23 protein-coding genes and 1 pseudogene are annotated in these 18,967 nt (G+C 34.3%); 4 read left to right on the forward strand and 20 right to left on the reverse strand.

The genetic code is table 11. From position 1 onward, the window contains the following. Positions 1 to 33: 33 nt before the first annotated feature. The gene (locus HL41_RS02435; protein ID WP_038061132.1) at positions 34 to 972 is read right to left on the reverse strand and encodes a ketopantoate reductase family protein; all 939 of its coding nucleotides are present in this window, start codon (positions 970 to 972) and stop codon (positions 34 to 36) included. Positions 973 to 974: 2 nt separating this feature from the next. Beyond that, complete coding sequence (locus HL41_RS02440) at positions 975 to 1,469, reverse strand: hypothetical protein (RefSeq protein ID WP_235181304.1); 495 nt, start codon at positions 1,467 to 1,469, stop codon at positions 975 to 977. 43 nt (positions 1,470 to 1,512) lie between these two features. Here HL41_RS02440 and HL41_RS09945 point away from each other — a divergent pair. From HL41_RS09945 to HL41_RS02460, 4 genes and pseudogenes are all read left to right on the forward strand, one after another. After that, positions 1,513 to 2,373, forward strand: a pseudogene (locus HL41_RS09945) (NAD(P)-dependent oxidoreductase); the annotation flags it as partial. Between the two features lie 72 nt (positions 2,374 to 2,445). Then, the gene (locus HL41_RS02450) at positions 2,446 to 3,267 is read left to right on the forward strand and encodes a DUF169 domain-containing protein (RefSeq protein WP_038061135.1); all 822 of its coding nucleotides are present in this window, start codon (positions 2,446 to 2,448) and stop codon (positions 3,265 to 3,267) included. Positions 3,268 to 3,491: 224 nt separating this feature from the next. Beyond that, on the forward strand, positions 3,492 to 4,541 hold the full coding sequence (locus HL41_RS02455; protein WP_038061137.1) for a uroporphyrinogen decarboxylase/cobalamine-independent methonine synthase family protein: 1,050 nt from the start codon (positions 3,492 to 3,494) through the stop codon (positions 4,539 to 4,541). A gap of 3 nt (positions 4,542 to 4,544) precedes the next feature. Next, positions 4,545 to 5,144 carry an HNH endonuclease gene (locus HL41_RS02460; protein ID WP_038061139.1) on the forward strand — a complete coding sequence of 200 codons (600 nt, stop codon included), beginning with the start codon at positions 4,545 to 4,547 and terminating at the stop codon, positions 5,142 to 5,144. A gap of 5 nt (positions 5,145 to 5,149) precedes the next feature. Here HL41_RS02460 and HL41_RS02465 read toward each other — a convergent pair whose 3' ends face one another. Genes HL41_RS02465 through fliN form a run of 18 tightly spaced genes read right to left on the reverse strand, consistent with a single transcriptional unit; the run spans position 5,150 to position 18,951 of the window. Then, complete coding sequence (locus tag HL41_RS02465; RefSeq protein WP_038061141.1) at positions 5,150 to 6,040, reverse strand: DnaJ C-terminal domain-containing protein; 891 nt, start codon at positions 6,038 to 6,040, stop codon at positions 5,150 to 5,152. Between the two features lie 18 nt (positions 6,041 to 6,058). Further along, a complete protein-coding gene (locus HL41_RS02470; protein ID WP_235181305.1) occupies positions 6,059 to 6,868 on the reverse strand; it encodes a CheR family methyltransferase in 810 nt (269 codons plus the stop codon). Continuing rightward, positions 6,861 to 7,913, reverse strand: coding sequence for a protein-glutamate methylesterase/protein-glutamine glutaminase (locus HL41_RS02475; protein ID WP_038061147.1), 1,053 nt, complete (start codon positions 7,911 to 7,913; stop codon positions 6,861 to 6,863). The genes HL41_RS02470 and HL41_RS02475 overlap by 8 nt, the downstream gene beginning before the upstream one ends. Before the next feature lie 4 nt (positions 7,914 to 7,917). After that, on the reverse strand, positions 7,918 to 8,298 hold the full coding sequence (locus tag HL41_RS02480; protein WP_235181306.1) for a response regulator: 381 nt from the start codon (positions 8,296 to 8,298) through the stop codon (positions 7,918 to 7,920). Between the two features lie 16 nt (positions 8,299 to 8,314). Next, positions 8,315 to 9,115: a hypothetical protein gene (locus tag HL41_RS02485; RefSeq protein ID WP_038061152.1), complete on the reverse strand. Its 801-nt coding sequence runs from the start codon at positions 9,113 to 9,115 to the stop codon at positions 8,315 to 8,317. Between the two features lie 15 nt (positions 9,116 to 9,130). Continuing rightward, the gene (locus tag HL41_RS02490) at positions 9,131 to 9,472 is read right to left on the reverse strand and encodes a helix-turn-helix domain-containing protein (RefSeq protein ID WP_038061155.1); all 342 of its coding nucleotides are present in this window, start codon (positions 9,470 to 9,472) and stop codon (positions 9,131 to 9,133) included. 2 nt (positions 9,473 to 9,474) lie between these two features. Next, positions 9,475 to 10,263: a hypothetical protein gene (locus HL41_RS02495; protein WP_038061158.1), complete on the reverse strand. Its 789-nt coding sequence runs from the start codon at positions 10,261 to 10,263 to the stop codon at positions 9,475 to 9,477. A 1-nt stretch (position 10,264) separates the two neighbouring features. Then, a complete protein-coding gene (locus HL41_RS02500; protein ID WP_028840748.1) occupies positions 10,265 to 10,648 on the reverse strand; it encodes a chemotaxis response regulator CheY in 384 nt (127 codons plus the stop codon). Positions 10,649 to 10,653: 5 nt separating this feature from the next. Beyond that, positions 10,654 to 11,403 carry a sigma-70 family RNA polymerase sigma factor gene (locus HL41_RS02505; RefSeq protein ID WP_051754454.1) on the reverse strand — a complete coding sequence of 250 codons (750 nt, stop codon included), beginning with the start codon at positions 11,401 to 11,403 and terminating at the stop codon, positions 10,654 to 10,656. A 27-nt stretch (positions 11,404 to 11,430) separates the two neighbouring features. Continuing rightward, complete coding sequence (locus HL41_RS02510; protein WP_038061161.1) at positions 11,431 to 12,222, reverse strand: MinD/ParA family protein; 792 nt, start codon at positions 12,220 to 12,222, stop codon at positions 11,431 to 11,433. Between the two features lie 31 nt (positions 12,223 to 12,253). Then, positions 12,254 to 13,249 (reverse strand): flagellar biosynthesis protein FlhF, encoded by a 996-nt coding sequence (locus HL41_RS02515; protein ID WP_022855122.1) that lies wholly within the window; start codon positions 13,247 to 13,249, stop codon positions 12,254 to 12,256. 8 nt (positions 13,250 to 13,257) lie between these two features. Continuing rightward, a complete protein-coding gene (flhA, locus tag HL41_RS02520) occupies positions 13,258 to 15,327 on the reverse strand; it encodes a flagellar biosynthesis protein FlhA (protein WP_038061163.1) in 2,070 nt (689 codons plus the stop codon). Positions 15,328 to 15,331: 4 nt separating this feature from the next. Next, entirely contained in the window at positions 15,332 to 16,402 is a 1,071-nt protein-coding gene (gene flhB / locus HL41_RS02525; protein ID WP_038061165.1) for a flagellar biosynthesis protein FlhB, read from the reverse strand. Between the two features lie 14 nt (positions 16,403 to 16,416). Continuing rightward, a complete protein-coding gene (locus HL41_RS02530) occupies positions 16,417 to 17,193 on the reverse strand; it encodes a flagellar biosynthetic protein FliR (protein WP_038061168.1) in 777 nt (258 codons plus the stop codon). Positions 17,194 to 17,200: 7 nt separating this feature from the next. Continuing rightward, positions 17,201 to 17,470 (reverse strand): flagellar biosynthesis protein FliQ, encoded by a 270-nt coding sequence (fliQ, locus tag HL41_RS02535; protein ID WP_038061170.1) that lies wholly within the window; start codon positions 17,468 to 17,470, stop codon positions 17,201 to 17,203. Between the two features lie 16 nt (positions 17,471 to 17,486). Next, positions 17,487 to 18,185 (reverse strand): flagellar type III secretion system pore protein FliP, encoded by a 699-nt coding sequence (gene fliP / locus HL41_RS02540; RefSeq protein ID WP_038061173.1) that lies wholly within the window; start codon positions 18,183 to 18,185, stop codon positions 17,487 to 17,489. Continuing rightward, positions 18,175 to 18,426: a flagellar biosynthetic protein FliO gene (locus tag HL41_RS02545; RefSeq protein ID WP_022855128.1), complete on the reverse strand. Its 252-nt coding sequence runs from the start codon at positions 18,424 to 18,426 to the stop codon at positions 18,175 to 18,177. The genes fliP and HL41_RS02545 overlap by 11 nt, the downstream gene beginning before the upstream one ends. Positions 18,427 to 18,429: 3 nt before the next feature. Beyond that, positions 18,430 to 18,951, reverse strand: a complete 522-nt coding sequence (gene fliN, locus HL41_RS02550; protein ID WP_038061176.1) for a flagellar motor switch protein FliN — start codon at positions 18,949 to 18,951, stop codon at positions 18,430 to 18,432. Between the last annotated feature and the right edge of the window lie 16 nt (positions 18,952 to 18,967).

Here is an 18,967-nt window from a genome sequence, read left to right on the forward strand (position 1 = left end):
AAAAGTGAAAGGGTGATCGTTTTGGATAAAAGATTAAGTGACTTTTTCTCTAAGTTTTACCAGAAGGGTAATAAACTTGTTAACCGGAGTTTCTAATCCTTTCTGCTCTGCAAGGTTTACGATGGCACCATTTAAAGCGTCTATTTCTGTCTTTTTACCGTTTTTGAGGTCATAATACATAGAGGGATAATGACCGGCTGTAGGAGGAATAAGTCTTTGATAAAAGTGCTCTTTATATTCCTCAGAAGATTTCCATCTAAGCTGGATGTTGTATGTCTTTAAAACTGTGAAAATTTCGTCTATTATTTGGTCCATGATAAATCGAGTTTCATAGTTTTCAGCAAGCTCCCCATAGGTTCTTTCTAAAAGGGCACCTAAAGGGTTTAAGGCTGAATTGTAGATGATTTTCTCCCATAGGATGGCATATACATCTTCCGAAACCCTGGTAGGTATACCTGCCTGGGTGAAGATTTGGGCTATTTTTTCTAAAGTTTCTTTAGGAATGGCTTTTTCTGGTTGACCTATGACGACATCATCTCCAAAAACAGTTACTTCTGCCATTCCTGGTGAAATTACTTTAGCTCCAAAGATAATCCTTGAAAGGATTACTTGATTTTTAGGAAAAATTTGGATAGCTTTTTCGTAATTTCCATAGCCATTTTGAGCTATCAAAAGCAGTGTGTTAGGCTTAATAAAATTTTTTATCTGAGAAAGAGCCTTTTCGGTGTCAAAAGCTTTTACAGTAAGGACTATCAAATCAAGCTCTACCAAATTTAAATCCTCTGGGTTGGTAAAATATCGGTCTATATAAGCTTGTTTGTGACCAAAAAGTCCAGTTATTTGAAGAGGTTTATTGGTTAGCTGATCAAGATATTTTTCTTTGACAAAGGCATAGACAGTGTGCCCAGCATTCTTTAGAGAAACAGCAAAAACCGTTCCTAAAGCACCTAAGCCAAAGATTAATATTTTCATCCTTACACCTCTATACCTCTTTTTCTTAATTCTTCAAGTTTACGTTCTCTGCAGGTTGGACATCTAAATTCGGGTTCGGGGTCGTTCAAACGATCATAGTTTTTGGCTTTTACTACTCTATAACCTTCGCCAACAGTCCCGCAATCAGCGCACTTTACGTTTTTTTCTATCTGCCAGAGAGTAATATGTGGAATACTAAAATAACCTTTAAAGATGGCTTTATCTATAAACCAGAATACATTAGCTAAGATGAATTGGTTGAGTAAAAAAGCGGGTATGGTATGGATTTTTAACATATCACTTAATAGATACTGCATCAAGGCCCCAGCTATTCCAGAAAGTAATATCCATCTCCCAAATACATAAATAATCCAGGACTTCAAGTTAAACCTCCTTGATAAGTAGTCTTTGGTGGTAATTATAACATCTTCCTTTATTTTATAAAGCTGCATTTCTTGTATTTTAAAAGAGTAGACGAAGTTTTCTTGTCTTATCATATGTTTTTAATTAAAATAAAATTAAAAACAAAAACAGGAGGTAGACTTTATGAAGATAGGTTTTATAGGGCTTGGTACCTTAGGTATAGAGATAGCTAAAAGATTAATTTCGCAAGGTGTTGGGTTAATCGTTTGGAATAGGTCTAAAGAAAAAGCTAAACAGTTGGGACTTGACTTGGTAGAAACACCCAAAGATTTGATTTCTATGGTAGATAAAGTTTTTATTATAGTTTCTGACAGTGAGGCTTCCAAAAAGATTATTTTTGGAAAAGACGGTCTTGTCGAGGGTGATATTCAGGGGAAGACCATCATAGATTTAACTACCAACCATTATCGATATGTGGTTGAAGCCGAAAAAGAGTTAAAACAAAAAGGGGCGTATTATTTAGAAGCTCCTCTGCTTGGTTCTGTTATCCCGGCACAAAGGGGTGAGTTAACTGTTTTGGTTGGTGGTGATCGAAATAAGTTTGAGGAAACAAAAGGTATTTTTGAAAAATTTTGTCGTAATATGATTTACTTAGGTGAAATAGGAAAAGCTACTAAACTTAAACTTATAAATAACATAGTATTAGGTGGTTACATGGCAGTTCTTGCTGAAGCTATGGCCATAGGAGAAAAGGCTGGTTTAGAAAAGGAACTTCTTTTAGAGGTGCTTTCTAAGGGTGCAGGACGGTCTTATGTTCTTGAAGTAAAAAAACAAAAGCTTCTTGAAGGGAAATTTGAACCGCATTTTTCTGTTGAGTTGATGTATAAAGACCTTCACTATGCTCAGGACTTATTCAAAGATTTTAAAGCCTTTAGCATGGTTCTGCAGAACGTAAAAGAGGTTTACGGTTTTGCCAGAAGCAAAGATTTAGGTCATCTAGACTTTTCTGTGGTGTATAAGATTTTTAAGACTGAGTAGTCTTTAAGCTTGGTTACAAAATTATTTTATATCGTCATATTTTGTTATAAAAATTATTGCAGGAGGAAAAAAATGATAAGTAAAATTGCAGAAGCTTTAAAAATGCAATTTAATCCAGTTGCTGTAATATGGTCGGATGTAAAACCTGAAAATGCTTTACAATTTAAAGAAGGAAGATGGGGATGTGTAATGTGGCTTTTTGTAAATGTAGCAAAAGGAAAAACAGCTGTTTTTGACAGAAAAACTTATGGATGTTGGGGTGGAGGAGTGGGGTTAGGTTTTGGAAATAAATATCTTGATTTCCCAGGAGGGATTGAGTGTTTTTATTATTTTCTTTCTTCAGGAAATAAAAACTGGGAGAAGGGTAAAATTGTAGCAGAAAATCTAAAACCGTATGTAACTAAAGAATTTCTTGAAGATTTTTTAGAAGGAGAAAGGTATTTGAAAACTCCTGAACAGGTAAAAAAGTTTGTAGAAGAGTTACCTATGATGGAAGTTCCGACAAAATATGTGGTGTTTAAACCTTTAAAAGATGTAGACATTCATGAAGAAAGACCTGTTGTAATTGTCTTTCCTGTTAACCCTCATCAACTTTCTGCTCTTGTTGTTCTTGCAAACTATGGGAGAAACAGTTTTTTGGATAGTGTAATCATTCCCTGGGGTGCAGGGTGTCAGGCAATTGGTATCTATGCGTATAAACAAAGAGAATCAGTTCCACAAAAAGCAGTAGTTGGATTGACAGACCTTTCAGCAAGAAAAAATGTTAGAAAACAACTTGGAGATAACCTTTTTACTTTTGCTGTTCCTTATGAAATGTTTTTAGAAATGGAAGAAAATGTAGAAGGTAGTTTTTTCGAAAGGAATGTTTGGAAAAGTCTTTCTAAATTTTTATAATCTGTCTGTATAATTTACATCTGTAGTTCCTTAAAAACAACTTCCGATAATGTATATTATGTAAAATAAAGTTTCTGATCTTAAGAACCCTATAGGAACCTTGTATAAAAATCTTGGAAAAAACTCTTTGTTCTGTCTTGCCTTTATCTAAATTTTTAGTTAAAGTTATAAAAACTTTTTTAAGTTTTTGGTAATTTATTCAAGATTAAGGGGGGTTTTATCTTATGGAGGCTATCGTTCAAAACTTAAAAACCACTCATATAGGCAGTCTTCCTTTTTCTGAACCTGAAAAAGCGGTAAAAATGGTTTTTGAATACTTAGACATACCTGCTTGGCCTCAACTATCTAAACGTAAAAACGAAGGAATGCTCGTTCAGTTTAACGAAGGCTTTCCAGGTTTTAACTGGGAAAAAGAAATCTTAGATATATCTTCTCCTGACTTTGAAGAACAGATGATGATCTTTTATGAAAACTATCTGAAAATCATGGAAGAAAATCAGTTGTCTGAGTTGGCTAACTTTGAACTTACAGAATTTACAGCCCTTGGTTTTAAGTTTTTTTTAGAAATAGCCTCTGAAATTAAACCTAATATGGTAAAAGGCCAAATCACAGGCCCCTTTACCTTAGCCTCAAGCTTAAAACTACCTAATGGAGAAAGTCCCATTTTTAGGGAAGACCTTAAAGACCTTATCGTCAAGTTTGTCCTGATTAAAGCCTTGGCTCAGGGATTAAAGCTTAAAGAGATCGCCTATAACGTAATTTTATTTCTTGATGAACCAGGTCTTGCAGGTTTTGGTTCATCATCTTTTATTACCATTACTAAAGAAGAAGTCCTTAACATGTTAAACGAGGTAATCTCAGGTTTAAAAAACTTCAACCTTATGATAGGTATTCACATCTGTGCTAATACCTCTTGGGATCTTCCTTTAAGCTCTGAAGTAGATATCTTAAGTTTTGACAGTTTTAATTTTTACGAAAAATTAAGTATTTATGCCGAAGAACTTAGAAATTTTCTAAAAAAAGAGAATAAATATTTAGCCTGGGGAGTTATACCAACAGACAGTACTCAGTTAAAAGAGACAAGTTTTGAAGAGATTATGAAAAAGTTTGAGACTCAGTTGAAGGATCTTGCTGTAAAGCTCGGATTTTCTGAGGAAGAACTGTTAAAAAAGAGTTTGTTTACTCCTGCCTGTGGTTTAGGAAGTCTTTCTGAAGACTTAGCTTTAAAAGCCTTGGAATGGCTTAAACGATTTAAACAAACCCTTAACTTATAATAAATGAAAAAATCACTTTTAAACGAAAAGGTTTTAGTTTTAAACAAGTATTACCAGGCAATACAGATAACTACTGTACAGAAGGCTATTTGCCATTTAGTTAAAGGTACTGCAAAGGTAATAACCTCAGATTGGACTACCCATACGTTTGAGGAATGGATAAAAGTAAGCAAGTTTTATGAAAACGGGGCTCAGTTAATTAAAAGTCCTTCTATTTCTATACTTATACCTGAGGCTATATATTTACCTTTTTATGAAAGACTTCCTAAAACTGAAGTTATTTTTTCTAGACAGAATTTGTTTTTACGCGATGGTTTTACCTGTCAGTATTGTGGAAAATTTCTAAAAAATCCTAAGGATAGAACTATAGATCATATAATCCCTAAGAGCCGAGGAGGAAAAACTGTTTGGACAAACGTAGTCCTTTGTTGTAAAAAATGTAACTTAAAAAAAGGTAATAAAACCCCTGAAGAAGCAGGATTAAAACTTTTAAAAACTCCAAAACCACCTAAATGGCAATCTCTTATCTTGGAAGAGTTCCCAAAACATAAAAAGGAAGTATGGAAGGTGTTTTTAGACTTTGCTGGGATAATAGAAGACTAAACTTTCTATTTTTCTATTAATTCTACTACTTTTTTGAGTAAGTCTTTTGCTTTGGGAGGAAGTTTTTTAGGTAAATAAATATGGTAATCAACGATTAAATTTCCCCTTTTTCCGTTGGGAAAAAAGGGACCTCTACCCTTAAGGATTACAGGTTGGCCTTCTGTAAAAAGGGAAGAAGAAACCACCTCTTCCCCTTCTAAGGTTTTGATGGTGATGAAATCGTTTAACAGAATCTCCCAAAAAGGAATTTGACAGCGATATTTTAGGTTTCCATCTTCAAGAGAGAAATAAGGATGAGGTTTAATGATTACTTCTAAATAAAGATCATAGTCAACCCCTAAACTTTCCTTTTCTACATATATATAATCTCCTTCTTTTAATCCTAAAGGTATATCCAACCAAAACTCGTTAAGTAATTTAACATACCCTTTACCTTTACATTCTTCACATTTTTCAGTGAGGATGACACCCTGCCCTTTACAATAAGGGCAGGTAAGATAAGAGATCGCCTCTTTTCTTTGGTCATAAGTTTCTACAAAACCACTGCCTTTACAGAAACCACATTGTGAATATGCACCATCTTTTTTCTTACCTAATCCTTCACATTTTGGGCAGACTTTCTCTTCTCCAGGGATGGTAATTTTCTTTTTTCCCCCAAGGGCTACCTCTTCTACCGTTAACTCTAAAACAGAAAAAAAATAATTTCCTTTTAAAACAGGATTTTTTAAAACTTTAACTTTAGAAGCCGTCTGATAGGATTGAAAAAACTCCTCATAACTTTTTAAAAACTCTAAAAATGCTTCTTTATCTCCTCCTCTATCAGGATGAAGTTTCTTAACCGTTTCTCTAAAAAATCTTTTAGCTTCTTCAAAGGAGTTAAATTGTCTAAAGTCCATAGGCTAAGTTTTTTGAAGTTAATCTTTTTTATAATAACAGACGGTTTTTCCTAAGATTTTCTTTTCCATATCTGGAAAAGAAACCGGAGCTATCTCTGTAGCTCCTAAAATTAAATAACCGCCAGGGTTTAATACATTCCACAAATCTCTAAAAACTTTTTGTTTGGTTTCTTGAGAAAAATATATCAGAACATAGCGACAAAAAATAATATCAAATTTAGTCTTTACTTTTTGCGAGACTTCAAGAAGGTTTAAAATCTCAAAACGGACCATATTTTTTAGGTTATCGTTTATTTTCCAGTGAGCTCCTTCTTGTTTAAAATACTTGACCAAAAACACCACAGGTAATCCTCTGTTGACCTCTATTTGGTTGTAAACTCCAGTTTTAGCCTTTTCGATGCTTTTTTTGGAGATATCTGTAGCATAGATATCTATTTGATAAGTTTTTAAATAAGATTGGAAATATTCGTGAAGAAGTAAAGCAATGCTATAAGGCTCTTGACCGGTTGAACAAGCGGCAGACCAAATAGATATTTTCTTTTCTTTTTCTCTTTTTTTGAATAGCTCAGGAAAAATATAATTTTTTAACGTATCAAAGGGGTGTTGATCTCTAAAAAAGTAGGTCTCGTTGGTAGTAAGAGAATCTACAATCTCGTTTATTAACTTATAGTCAGATCTTGATTTTACTACGTTATAAAGTTCCTCTACATTTCTATATCCTAAGGTTAAAGCAAGCTCGTTTAATCTACTTTCTATTAGATATTCTTTTCCTTCTTTGTAGGAAATACCACTTATTTTTTCAACTAAAGTTGTAAAAAACTCAAACATCTCTCTTTGCATTTTCTTGTACCTTAAAAATTTCTTTTAACCTTTGAGGGATCTGCTCTAAGCTTAAAACTTCATCTGCTAATCCAGCTTCTATTACAGCCTTAGGCATTCCAAAGACAACTGATGTTTCAGCATCTTGTGCTAAAATTACCCCACCCTGTTCTTTTATCTTTTTAGCCCCCTCTTTACCATCGCTACCCATACCTGTCAAAATAAGTCCTACCGAACTTCCATCATAGGTCTCGGCTATAGATTCAAACAGTTCATCTACCGCAGGACGGCAGAAATTTCTGGGTGGTCCTTGATGAAGACGAATTTTATGTATTTCGTTCTCTTTTTTAACTACCATATGAAAATCTCCAGGGGCTATGTAAACCACCCCAGATTTAACAGGCTCTCCTTGTTCTCCTTCTTTTACTTTAAGTTGTGAAAGACTATCAAGTCGTTCTGCAAGTTGCCTAGTAAAAATAGGAGGCATGTGCTGAACAATAAGGATAGGAACAGGGAAATTTTTTGGTAGTTTGGGGATGATCTGCATCAAGGTTTGTGGTCCCCCTGTAGAAACACCTATTCCTAAAACATTAAAATTATCTCTTTTTAAAACCTTTTTAACTGGAGAAGGACGATAGATAAGTGATATTCTTTTTATAGGAACAACGCTTTTTATTTTAGGTATGAGCTGATCCTTGATCTGTTTTACACTTTCTAAAAAAGATTTAGTAGAAGGTTTAGGAACAAAGTCGTATGCCCCTAAAGCAAGTGCCTCAATAGTTGCTTTAGCTCCTTCTTGGGTTAAAGAAGAAAACATAATAACCTTAGCAGATGGTACCTCTTTTTTGAGGATTTTTAATGCCTCAAGCCCATCCATCTCAGGCATTTCGATGTCTAACGTTATGACATCAGGCTTTAAAGCTTTAGCCTTTTCTATCGCTTCACGACCATTTTTGGCGGTATCAACCACCTCTATATCTTTTTCTTCTTTTAAGATATCTACTATCAATTTTCTCATGATAGCAGAATCATCAACCACAAGGACACGGATCATAAGTTTAGAACCCCTCTAAAAGAAACTTAATCTTTGTTTCAAGCATCTCTTTATCAAAAGGCTTCATCAAGTATTCATTAGCCCCTGCTAGAATGGCATCTATTACACTTTTTTGTTGGTTTTCTGTGGTAACCATCATAACCTTGATATCAGACCATTTAGGGTTGGCACGCAGTTTTAATAGAAATTCATAACCATTCATTACTGGCATATGCCAGTCAAGTAAAATAAGTTGAACGTCCGGATGCTCGTTAAGAACCTTTAAGGCTTCTTCTCCGTTCTCCGCCTCTAATACTTCAAACCCCATCTCTTCTAGATATTTTCTCTCTATTTGCCTGATAGCACTAGAATCGTCTACTACCATTGCTTTTTTCATCCTTATCATACCTCTTTAAAACTTTTTAAACACGTTTTTCTATTATAGACCCTGGCAGACTTTCTTCATAAGATATTTTAATTATAATCTTATTTTGGCTAAAAAGAAAGAGGTTCTTTAAATTTTTATATTCCATCTTAGCAAGTTCATATGCTTCCTTATTATAAAAATAAAGTTCCAAAAGTATTTCTTTTTCGTCATAACTGAAAAAACATTCAACCAGTCCTAAATATTCTCCATAAAACTTAAGATAAAAAAGTTTGATTTTTCCTTTTCTTTCTTGAGGAGGACCTAATTCTATGTATCCCCAAGAACGTTCATCATTAAACAGAAAGGGGATAAAAAAACTATCTTCCTGGTAAAAAAGAGTTGCAGCTTTAACTTTGTCACCTAAAAGTTCTTTAATACTTTCTTCTAAGGGTTTATTTTTTTTGTCTTTTTTGATAAAAAGATCTGTGAATAAGGTAGAAAGGAGATTTAATTCTTCTTTTACATAAGAAGAGTTAATATTTTCCTTTTTCCCTGCTTGAGATAGAATATATAAAATTTTTAAATCACTACTGGTTTTTTCTCCAGAAACAACCTGAAGTACCACCGGGTTTCCTGTTTGCAAAACCTTTACCCTGATATTTTCTCCGACCTTAAAATCCTCTGGATTTACTGTCCCAGCTATCTTTGCTTGAAATTTTTCTCCTCCTAACTCGAGATTTAAGGTTTTACCCTCTATTCCTACAACCCTGATAACTAACTCTCTACCCGGTCGACTAAAAAGAAACCAAAGGTTTTCTGGAAGATAAAGTATCGGTGCAGGGGCTGTTATTTGCATGGGTTTATCTTATTTTTACCTTAATTTTTTAGAGGATAAAATAACCTCTACCTCTGCTTCACTTATTTTAAGCTGCTTAGCTATTTCTTTAGAACTTAAACCTCTTTCTGAAAGATAAAAAACCTGGTCTTTAACCGACCTATCTTTACCCCTTCCTTCTGCTAAAGGTTTTGATGCCTTTTGAAGTTCTTCTAATTTTTTTACCAACTCTTGAGCCCTTTCTATACTTTCTTTGATTTCTTCCCATGGAAGGTCAAACACCTTTTTAAATTTTAGATAAAAAAACACAAACCCTGCTATCATCAGAAGATCTACCATCACGAGAATGATCAAAAAAGTAATAGTCAAACCACTCATCCTTAACCCCTAAACACCACTCCCTCTATTTCTATTTTCTGTGGCACTGGAGTTAGTCCCTTTTTTTTGATTTCTTCTTTTAAATTTTCTTCTAATTCCTTTTTCTTGCTTCCATCAAACCAAACAGATAAAGGTACTTTTTGTAGCTTTTCGTAGAGAAATTCTCGGTAAGCTGTTTCTGAAAATACGATTTCTTTCATCGTGGTGCTGTTATCGAAATAGAACACCGCATCTACATTTAAATAATCTTTATTTCCTACAGGGATTAAAAGTTCTTTCATTTCAAGTTTATAGGGATAGTAAGTGTCTTTTTGTTCTATTTGAGAAATGATGATTTTAGAGACCTTTGAAGTTTCAGAGGCGTTTACAGGTGTTTTTTTCTCGACCGAAGATTCGGTTATTTCAGAGGGAGGCTCAACCTTATAAGTTTGCTGAGGTTCTTTAAAAAAAAAGATTTTAAATACTAAAAAAATACCTGTCAAAAGCAATACAGTAGAACCTAATATACCCCATATCCATGGATTTTTAAATTTTTCTAAATAACTTATTTTAGAGGGTTTAGGTGTCTTTTCTGAAGGTATTTCTTTAGAAACAGACTCTTCAGGTTTTTCTATCAATTCTTCTACTAACGTAGAGGCTTTTTCAGGAGGAAGAACTTCTTCCTTGGTTTCCTGTTCGACTTTTACCCCCTCTTGTTTTTCATATTGAGATGATTCTTTTATTTCTTCTGAAGAAGTTTGTTCTACATCTTTTTTGATCTCTTCTAAGTCCTTTTTTAGTTCTTCTTCCAAACTATCCTCCTAAAACTTTTTCTAATTTTTCCTTTAAAGTTTCAGGGGTAAAAGGCTTAACTATATATTGATTAACCCCGTGTTTTATAGCCTCTATAACGTTGTCTTTTTGTGCCTCAGCTGTTACCATTACAAAGAGAATGTCTTTAAGATTAGGGTCGTTTCTTACTGCTTTTAAAAGATCAAGACCACTCATCTTAGGCATGTTCCAGTCAGAAATGATAAGGTCTATTTTTTCTTTTTTTAATAGTTCTAATGCAGAACTTCCGTCGTCTGCTTCCAAGATATTTTTAAAACCTAACTGGGTTAAGATGTTTTTTATGATCTTTCTCATCGTAGCAAAATCGTCTACTACCAGTACTTTTAAATCAGTGTTTAAAGACATACTCCTTACCCTCCTCTCTTAGGTTGGTTTAAAATACTTCTAAGTTTTATGATAGCTTGGTTGTGAAGTTGAGAAACTCTACTTTCTGTACACTCCAAAACTTTTGCAATTTCTTTCATCGTAAGTCCTTCATAGTAATAAAGAGCCAAAACTAAACGCTCCTTTTCGGTAAGATGTTCTAAAGCCTTTTCAAGCTCCTCCTGTAATTCTTTTAAGGAATATTTTTCAAAAGGGTCTTCTTTATTATCTCCTATAAACTCAAAAATGTCCTCTTCTTCTAAATCAGGAATTCTCTGTTTAAAACTTTGAATGTCTATAAAAGTAATTCCTTTAATGTTTTCTAAAAGCTTATGATATTCGTCTAAACTTAAATTCATAGCCTCAGCAATCTCTGTTTCTTCTGGCATTCTTCCTAAATCTTTATATAAATCTTTTACTTTATTTTCTAATTCAGAAATTTTATCCCTTATACTTCTTGGTATTATATCTATTTTTCGAATTTCATCAAGCATCGCACCTTTAATTCTAAACTCAGCAAAGGTTCTAAATTTAACTTTTTTGGTAGGATCATATCGATGATAAGCCTCTATTAAACCTATAACTCCTGCAGACACCAAATCTTCTTTACTAATTACAGGCTGCCCTTGAAAAGAATATCTATTAGCCCAGTAGTTGATAGTTGGTAAAAACTCTTCTATCACCTTTTCTAAAGGAGGCTTTTGAAAAAGTACTTTATTAATAATCTTAGTAACCATACACTATCCTTTTTCGAGAAAGTTTTATCATAAAGACACCACCCTCTCTAAAAAAGCCTCTAACCCTTGAGAAGCTTGAGGATTGTATTTCATAAGTTTGTAGGCTATTTCTTTAATTTTTAAGCTACAAGGTTTATCTGGACACATTAAAAGATAAGGAACTTGAGAACGGATGGCTTTTTTTACACACTCATCATATGGAATTCCTCCGAGATAGGAAAGCTTTATCTCAGGTAAAAATTTTTCTTGTACATAAAGTAGTTGCTGATAGATTTTTTTTCCATCTTCTTCTTGATTTATCATATTTACTACTAAATAAAAATCTTTAATACGATGTTTTTTATAGGCTACTTTTATCAAGGCATAAGCATCGGCTATAGAGGTAGGTTCAGGGGTACAGATTACTATCCTTTCCCCCCCTAATAAAAAGAAAAACAACACGTTTTCTGAAATACCGGCTGAAGCATCAAAGATTAAGTAATCATAATTTTTAAAAGCCTCTTCCATTTGCTCTTTTAGAAGAAGTTTTTGCATAGAAGTTAGATGGGTAAGCTCTACTACTCCAGATCCTGCAGGTATGATGTCGATATTATAATCTGTAGAATAGATAATATCCTTAAGGCTCATTTCACCGTTTAACACATATCTTATATCATATTTCGGAGAAATACCTAACATAACATCCACATTTGCCAATCCTAAGTCTGCGTCAAAAATCAGTACCTTTTGTTGTAGTTGAGTAAGGGCTAACGAAAGGTTTATCACAAAGCTTGTCTTACCTACCCCACCCTTTCCACTAGCCACAGCTATGCTTCTCATAAAACCTCCTGCTTTTTTATTTTCAAATTATTTATTCAAAACCCCTTAAAAAAAGTTTTATCAAGACATCTTCCTCAGCCTTTAACAAATCTTCAGGCACTCTCTCTCCGTTAGAGATAAAGGTGAGAGGAGGAAGATTACTTTCTAACAACCAAAGTATAGGTAAACTATTTTTTATCTTATCTGTAAAGGTCAAAAATACACCCTCTACCGGAAGTTTTTCTATCTTTTCCCACAACCGTAAACCAAACTCAAAATGTTCTGTAGCCTTAACTACCCACTGGAACCTTAAAAACGGTAGCCTTTGCGCAAGTTCCTCTAAATCGTGGGTGCTAAACTTTTTGTTGAGCCCTGGTGTGTCTACTAAAATATAATCATATTTATTTAAACTTTGGGCTATTTCTTTAAAATCTTCTATGTCTACTATGTCAAAATCTATCTCCAAAAGTTCTGCTAACCTTTTTGTCTGGAAAGCGCCTCCTATTTTATAAGTGTCTAAACTTAAAACCAACACCTTAGCTTCATATTTATATTTATACCAAACAGCTATTTTAAAAATATTTGTGGTCTTCCCTACTCCACCCTCTCCTATAAAAATTTGGTATTTAGAATGAGGAACCACTCCTTTTTCTTTTATTTTAACAGAAATATACTCGGGAAGGTCCAGTTTTTTTTCAACCATTTCTTTAGCTATAAAAGCTGGTACTCCTTTTTCTAAGTATTTTAAGTAAGTGATATCTCTTAACTGGGGATGTAAAACCTTTTTTAAAAGCTCTTTGATTTCTTCTAAATCTTTCTTTAACTCTTGGTCAAGGGTATAAGAAAAGTTTTTAGACTTTTTGTCTTCGAGAGTCGGAGAGACAACAGGGACCTCTGTTTCTTCGATGGCTGCGGTAATCTCAAAAAAATCTCCTTCTGCGGTTTTTACTTTTTCTGAGTTCAAAATAACTGCATCTTCCCCAAATTCCTTTTTAACCTGATTTAAAGCCTCTAAAATCGTTCTACCTCTAAACTTTTTGATCTTCATCTTTTATCCTACTCTCTCACTATCTTTACTACTTCTAATACCTCAATGTTAACCTCAAAGGGTATTTCTGCTTGCGAAACTACCGGAACATAATAAAGACTTCTTTCTATTAATTTTCTAAGATGTCTTCTTATAGTAGGACTACAGATAATAACAGGGACTATGTTTTTTTGCCCTGCCCTTTCTACTGCTTGGGTTAAGGCTGCTACTATTTTGCTTCCTATCTTAGGGTCTATCATCAGAAAAACTCCTTGCTCTGTTCTTTGAAGTGATTTTCTTAAGGTTTCTTCTATATCATCTCCTACTACTAATGCAGGAAGCTTTCCGTCGATTAAATATGGTTTTACTATATACCTGTTTAACTTTTGTCTTACATATTCAGTAAGTACGTCAGGATCTTTTATAGAGGGAGCATAGTCGCTTATGGTTTCAAAAATGGTGACATAATCTTTCAACGGAATACCCTCTTTTATTAAGTTTTGTAATACCTTTTGGATTAAAGTTAAATTAGCATTGTTTAAGCATTCTTCAACTATTTTAGGATAATATTTACTCACACTGTCTAAGATCCTTTGAACTTCTTGTTTAGTCAAGAATTCGTCTGCATGTTTTTTTACCACCTCAGAAAGATGAGTAGTTATAACGGTAGAAAGGGTAACTACGGTAAAACCTGTCATTTCTGCTTCTTCCTTTTGGTCCTCAGGAATAAAATAGGCTGTCATACCAAAAGTAGGCTCTTTAGTAGGAATGGCTCCAGAAGGAGGAGAGAGGTCAGGGGTTGAGGGAAGAGCCATAAGATAGTTTGGCATAAGCTCTCCCTTAGCTATTTCGACTCCTTTTATCAGTATCACATATTCTCCAGGTTTGAGACTTAAATTATCTCTTACATGAACAGAAGGGATCCTTATCCCTAACTCTTGGGCAAGATGTTTCCTTAAGTTTTTAATCCTTTCAAGTAAATCTCCTCCTCTGTTTTCGTCAGCAAGATAAATCAAAGCATATCCTAACTCTAAGGCCAGAAGTTCTACAGGTCTTATTTCTTCTAATTCAGGTGGAGCTTGTGGAGCCTCTTCTTTAGTTACCTCTTCAGCCTCTACCTTTTGCTGATTTTTATAGGCTACATATCCTAAAGAAAAAAGGATTACGCTAAAAATAAAAAGAGGTAAAAAGGGAAATTCTGGTATCAAGGCTATAGCTAAAACTATACCACTTGCCAACCAAAGTACCTCTGGTTTTTGGGCAAATTGCATTACTAAATCCTTACCAAGCCCTGCTTCTGCTGCAGCTCTACTAACCAAAATACCTGCTGAAGTAGAAACAATTAAAGCTGGAATCTGGGAGACTAATCCGTCTCCTATGGTGAGGATGGTATAAGTTTTGGCTGAAGTCGCAAGGTCTAAACCTTTTTGTAAAGTTCCGATAAGAATCCCTCCTATAATGTTAATAGAAGTGATAATAAGCCCTGCGATAGCTTCCCCTCTTATAAACTTAGAGGCACCATCCATCGCCCCGTAAAAATCAGCTTCCTTAGCGATTTCTTCGCGTCTTCTTTTGGCTTCTTTTTCATCTATTAGACCTGCGTTTAAGTCTGCATCGATAGCCATTTGTTTACCTGGCATGGCATCCAGTGTAAATCTGGCTGCTACTTCAGCAATCCTACCAGCTCCTTTGGTAATAACCACAAAATTTATCAACACCAGGATTAAAAACACGATAAAACCAACTATATAATTGCCCCCTACAACTACTTCTCCAAAACTTTTAATGATATAACCAGCTGCCACTGTGCCTTCATGTCCTTTAAGTAGGATCACCCTAGTAGTGGCTATGTTCATGGCTAACCTAAAGAGGGTGGTTAAAAGTAAAAGAGCTGGGAAACCTGTAAAATCAAGGGGTTTGTTAACTTGCATGGTCATGATTAAAATTAACACAGAAACAGAAAGATTAAGGCTTAAGATAAGATCGATAAGATAAGGAGGAAGAGGAAAAAGCATGATCGCAAAAAGAACTACTATACCTAAAACAGCAAATATACTATAACGATCTGGAATGTATTTAACTATTAAACTTTTTTCCATCTGTTTACATCACCTTTTTGTTTTTTAGTTTATATACATAAGCCAAAACCTTGGCTACTACCTGATAAAGGTCTTGAGGAATATATTCTCCTAAATCTACTTTTTCATAAAGAAGCCTGGCTAAAGGTGGGTCTTCATAGATAGGTACTTTATGTTCTTTAGCGATTTCCTTTATTTTTTGAGCAAGAAAATCTTTTCCTTTAGCTACTACCTGTGGAGCCGGATCTTTACTTATTTCATATTTAAGAGCTACAGCATAGTGGGTGGGGTTGGTAATAATTACATCTGCCTTGGGTACCTCGGCAAGCATCCTTCTTCTTGCCATCTCTCTTTGCTTTTGTCTTATCTTAGCCTTAACTAACGGGTCTCCTTCAGTCTGTTTAATCTCTTCTTTTAACTCTTTCCTGGTAAGTCTTAATTTTTTATCTAAATCCCAACGAGCATAAAGCCAATCAAGAATTCCTAAAAACACAAGAAGTACCAAAAGCTTAGAAACGAAATCTTTTAAAAAAACTTTAAAACTAAAAGCTAAATAATTAGGAGAAACTCCAAAAAGTTTTAAGATATAAGGAAGATATTTTGTTATTATAAAATAAGAAATACCTGTGATAATGGCAAGTTTAACGATAACTTTTAATAGTTCAAACGCAGCGGTAAGAGAAAAAAGTCTTTTAAATCCTGAAACTGGGTTAATTCTGTCAAAATTTAACCCAATGGCTTGGGAAGCCAAAACTCCACCTCCGGTTTGCAAAAGGTAAACCAAAATCACCACAAAACAAAGGATAGAAAAGAAAGGTAAAAGAACCTTTCCTAATGTTTTAAGTAAAAAATGTGCCAGATATATCAAAAAAGATAAATTTAAATCTGTATAGTAGCTGTTTATACAGTGATAAAAAATTAGGTAAAACTGCTGAAAAAACAGGAAACTTAACAACATAAAGCCAAAAAAGCCGGTACCTAATACTGCTACTGAGGAAAGTTCACGGCTTTTGACAATCTGTCCTCTTTTTCTTGCTTCTTCTCTCCGTCGAGGCGTAGGCTCCTCTGTCCTTTCCTCAAAGAGTTCTTCTGGCATAGTTTTTTACCTCTTTACTTAAAATATATTAAAATTCCGTGTAGCACATTAAAATAATTTTGAAAAATGGGTAACATTATCTTAGGTAATAAAATCAACATAAGCCCCAAAAAGATTAATCCTATACCTATGGTTAGAGGGAAACTTACAAACATGATGTTTATCTGGGGTATCAACCTACCCACTATAGCCAGGCTTATATAAACCAGCATCATAAGTACCATCAATGGAGCAAGAAATCTTATTCCCAAATCAAACATCAATCGGCTTTTTTTTACCACCAAAAGCCCAAGGTTGTTGTCTAGCCAAAAGCTTCCAGGAGGTATTCTTTCAAAACTATAATAAATAAAACTTACTAAATAATGATGAAAGTCAAACGTAAAAAACACGAAAAGAAATATGATGTAGACAAACTGAGAGATTACCGGCAAGCTAAATCCTGAAAGAGGGTCTATGGTTTGGGTAATACCAAATCCCATCTGATATCCTACCAGTTCACCTCCTACCTGAATCCCAGCTAAGATAATCCTAAAAAGCAAAGATACCATAAAGATAAACAGAAAATCCGACACAAGCCATAAAAAGAGTTGATAGACGTTAAAAGACGAAGGGAGGTTTATCTTAATCACAGGGGTTAAAACCAAGCCCAAAACTAAAGAAAGAATTATCTTATTTTTAGTAGGAAAATAAACCGCCCCAAACACAGGAAAAAGCACAAAAAGAAGGAGGATTCTATAAAAAATCAAAAAAAACAGAAAAACTTGATTTTCAATAAACTCTAAAAGCCCCATCCTACCTTCAACTAATAAAATTTGGGATGTTTAAAATTAGATTTTCAGTAAAGGAGATTAATTTTTTTAATAGCCAAGGCAAGGTTAACACAAACACAACAATAAGTGCCAAAATCTTAGGAACAAAAGTAAGAGTCATTTCTTGGATTTGGGTTACTGCCTGTAAGATACTGATAATCAAACCAACGATCAAAGCAGTAAGTAAAAAGGGGCCAGAAATTAAGATACAAAGTTTGATAGATTCTTTAGCTAATGTCAAAATGGTAGCATCTGTCATTTTTCTTACCCCTCCTTTAATGAAAACTTTTTACTAAAGACATCACAAGTAAATTCCATCCGTCAACCAGCACAAACAACAGAAGTTTTATCGGAAGCGAGATCATCATAGGTGGAAGCATCAACACTCCCATAGAAATTAATACACTTGAAATCACCACATCAATTACCAGAAAAGGTATGTATAATAAAAATCCTATCTGAAAGGCGGTTTTTAACTCACTTATCATAAAGGCTGGTACCAAAGTAAAAAAAGATACGTCATCAGGCGTTCTCGGACGCTCTTCTTGCCTAAGTTTGATAAAAAGTGCTAAGTCTTTTTCTCTAGTATTTCTTAGCATAAAGTCTTTAAAAGGTTTTTGAGCTCTTTCCAGAAATTCTTTATCTCCTATTTGTTTATTGAGGTAAGGTATAAAAGCTTGTTCATAGACAGCTTTAAAGGTAGGGGTCATGATAAAAAAGGTGAGAAAAAGGGCTAAAGAAATTAAAACCTGGTTAGGTGGAGTCTGTTGAGTACCTATGGCATGTCTCAAGATGGAAAATACTACCACCAATCGGGTAAAAGAGGTTAGCATCAAAAGAAGGGCTGGAGCTATAGATAAAACAGTAAGTAAAATAAGTACTTGTACGATAGTAGAAAACTGTTCTGGGGTTTTAGCAGTTTCAACCCCTATCTTAACTGTAGGTAAAGCAATGGCCAAAAAACTAACCATCATGCTTTATCTCCCCTAAAAGGTTAAACCCTTTATCTGAATATCCTACCAAAAATTTTTTACCTTCAACCTCTATTAGCAAAATTTGTGCCTTATAACTTATAGGTTTAACTGCTAAAACTTTGATCGGGCTTTCTGACATATTTTTGACAGTATATTTTTTATAAAAATGGAGGGCTATAGGAAATAGGCTTAAAATAAGCAGTAAGATTCCTATACTTTGTAAATAATAAAACCATTCCATAGACTAAGACCCCAGTTTTTTAATCCTATCTTGAGCACTGATAATCTCAGTAACTCTTACGCCAAACCTATCATTTACTACCACCACCTCTCCTTTTGCCATCAGTTTGCCGTTTACATAGACTTCTACAGGTTCTCCGGCAAACTTTTCTAATTCGATGATAGAACCTTGGTTGAGTTTTAGCAGATCTCTTATTAGCATTTTGGTTCTACCTATTTCTACCGAAATCTCTAGAGGTATGTCTAAAATAAATTCTAAGTCCGGATGTAAATCTTCTCTTTGGACTGGGCTTAGTTCTTCAAAGCTGACTGACTGTGTAGGAGGTTTTTCTTTAACTAAAGGTTCTTTAGGTTGAAAAAGGTCTTGAGATGACTCTTGAGAAACTGTTTGACCATGTACTTCTTGAGTTTCTGAGGTTCCAGCTTGAGCCTCTTTTAAAGCTTCTTCCCACATAGCCATCAAATCTTCAGGACTAAGGGATGTTTCTTCTTGGGTTTGTCCGTTAATCTTTTCTTCTTCAGCCATTTATTTTCCCCCTGAT

The sequence above is a fragment of the Thermodesulfobacterium commune DSM 2178 genome, from assembly GCF_000734015.1.
Lineage (GTDB): Bacteria > Desulfobacterota > Thermodesulfobacteria > Thermodesulfobacteriales > Thermodesulfobacteriaceae > Thermodesulfobacterium > Thermodesulfobacterium commune.

Bases quoted from the DNA above. Each gene is read 5' to 3' on its own strand.
- HL41_RS02435 (WP_038061132.1), bottom strand. From the start codon at position 972: ATGAAAATATTAATCTTTGGCTTAGGTGCTTTAGGAACGGTTTTTGCT.
- HL41_RS02440 (WP_235181304.1), bottom strand. From the start codon at position 1,469: ATGATAAGACAAGAAAACTTCGTCTACTCTTTTAAAATACAAGAAATG.
- HL41_RS02450 (WP_038061135.1), top strand. From the start codon at position 2,446: ATGATAAGTAAAATTGCAGAAGCTTTAAAAATGCAATTTAATCCAGTT.
- HL41_RS02455 (WP_038061137.1), top strand. From the start codon at position 3,492: ATGGAGGCTATCGTTCAAAACTTAAAAACCACTCATATAGGCAGTCTT.
- HL41_RS02460 (WP_038061139.1), top strand. From the start codon at position 4,545: ATGAAAAAATCACTTTTAAACGAAAAGGTTTTAGTTTTAAACAAGTAT.
- HL41_RS02465 (WP_038061141.1), bottom strand. From the start codon at position 6,040: ATGGACTTTAGACAATTTAACTCCTTTGAAGAAGCTAAAAGATTTTTT.
- HL41_RS02470 (WP_235181305.1), bottom strand. From the start codon at position 6,868: ATGTTTGAGTTTTTTACAACTTTAGTTGAAAAAATAAGTGGTATTTCC.
- HL41_RS02475 (WP_038061147.1), bottom strand. From the start codon at position 7,913: ATGATCCGTGTCCTTGTGGTTGATGATTCTGCTATCATGAGAAAATTG.
- HL41_RS02480 (WP_235181306.1), bottom strand. From the start codon at position 8,298: ATGATAAGGATGAAAAAAGCAATGGTAGTAGACGATTCTAGTGCTATC.
- HL41_RS02485 (WP_038061152.1), bottom strand. From the start codon at position 9,115: ATGCAAATAACAGCCCCTGCACCGATACTTTATCTTCCAGAAAACCTT.
- HL41_RS02490 (WP_038061155.1), bottom strand. From the start codon at position 9,472: ATGAGTGGTTTGACTATTACTTTTTTGATCATTCTCGTGATGGTAGAT.
- HL41_RS02500 (WP_028840748.1), bottom strand. From the start codon at position 10,648: ATGTCTTTAAACACTGATTTAAAAGTACTGGTAGTAGACGATTTTGCT.
- HL41_RS02505 (WP_051754454.1), bottom strand. From the start codon at position 11,403: ATGGTTACTAAGATTATTAATAAAGTACTTTTTCAAAAGCCTCCTTTA.
- HL41_RS02510 (WP_038061161.1), bottom strand. From the start codon at position 12,222: ATGAGAAGCATAGCTGTGGCTAGTGGAAAGGGTGGGGTAGGTAAGACA.
- HL41_RS02515 (WP_022855122.1), bottom strand. From the start codon at position 13,249: ATGAAGATCAAAAAGTTTAGAGGTAGAACGATTTTAGAGGCTTTAAAT.
- flhA (WP_038061163.1), bottom strand. From the start codon at position 15,327: ATGGAAAAAAGTTTAATAGTTAAATACATTCCAGATCGTTATAGTATA.
- flhB (WP_038061165.1), bottom strand. From the start codon at position 16,402: ATGCCAGAAGAACTCTTTGAGGAAAGGACAGAGGAGCCTACGCCTCGA.
- HL41_RS02530 (WP_038061168.1), bottom strand. From the start codon at position 17,193: ATGGGGCTTTTAGAGTTTATTGAAAATCAAGTTTTTCTGTTTTTTTTG.
- fliQ (WP_038061170.1), bottom strand. From the start codon at position 17,470: ATGACAGATGCTACCATTTTGACATTAGCTAAAGAATCTATCAAACTT.
- fliP (WP_038061173.1), bottom strand. From the start codon at position 18,185: ATGATGGTTAGTTTTTTGGCCATTGCTTTACCTACAGTTAAGATAGGG.
- HL41_RS02545 (WP_022855128.1), bottom strand. From the start codon at position 18,426: ATGGAATGGTTTTATTATTTACAAAGTATAGGAATCTTACTGCTTATT.
- fliN (WP_038061176.1), bottom strand. From the start codon at position 18,951: ATGGCTGAAGAAGAAAAGATTAACGGACAAACCCAAGAAGAAACATCC.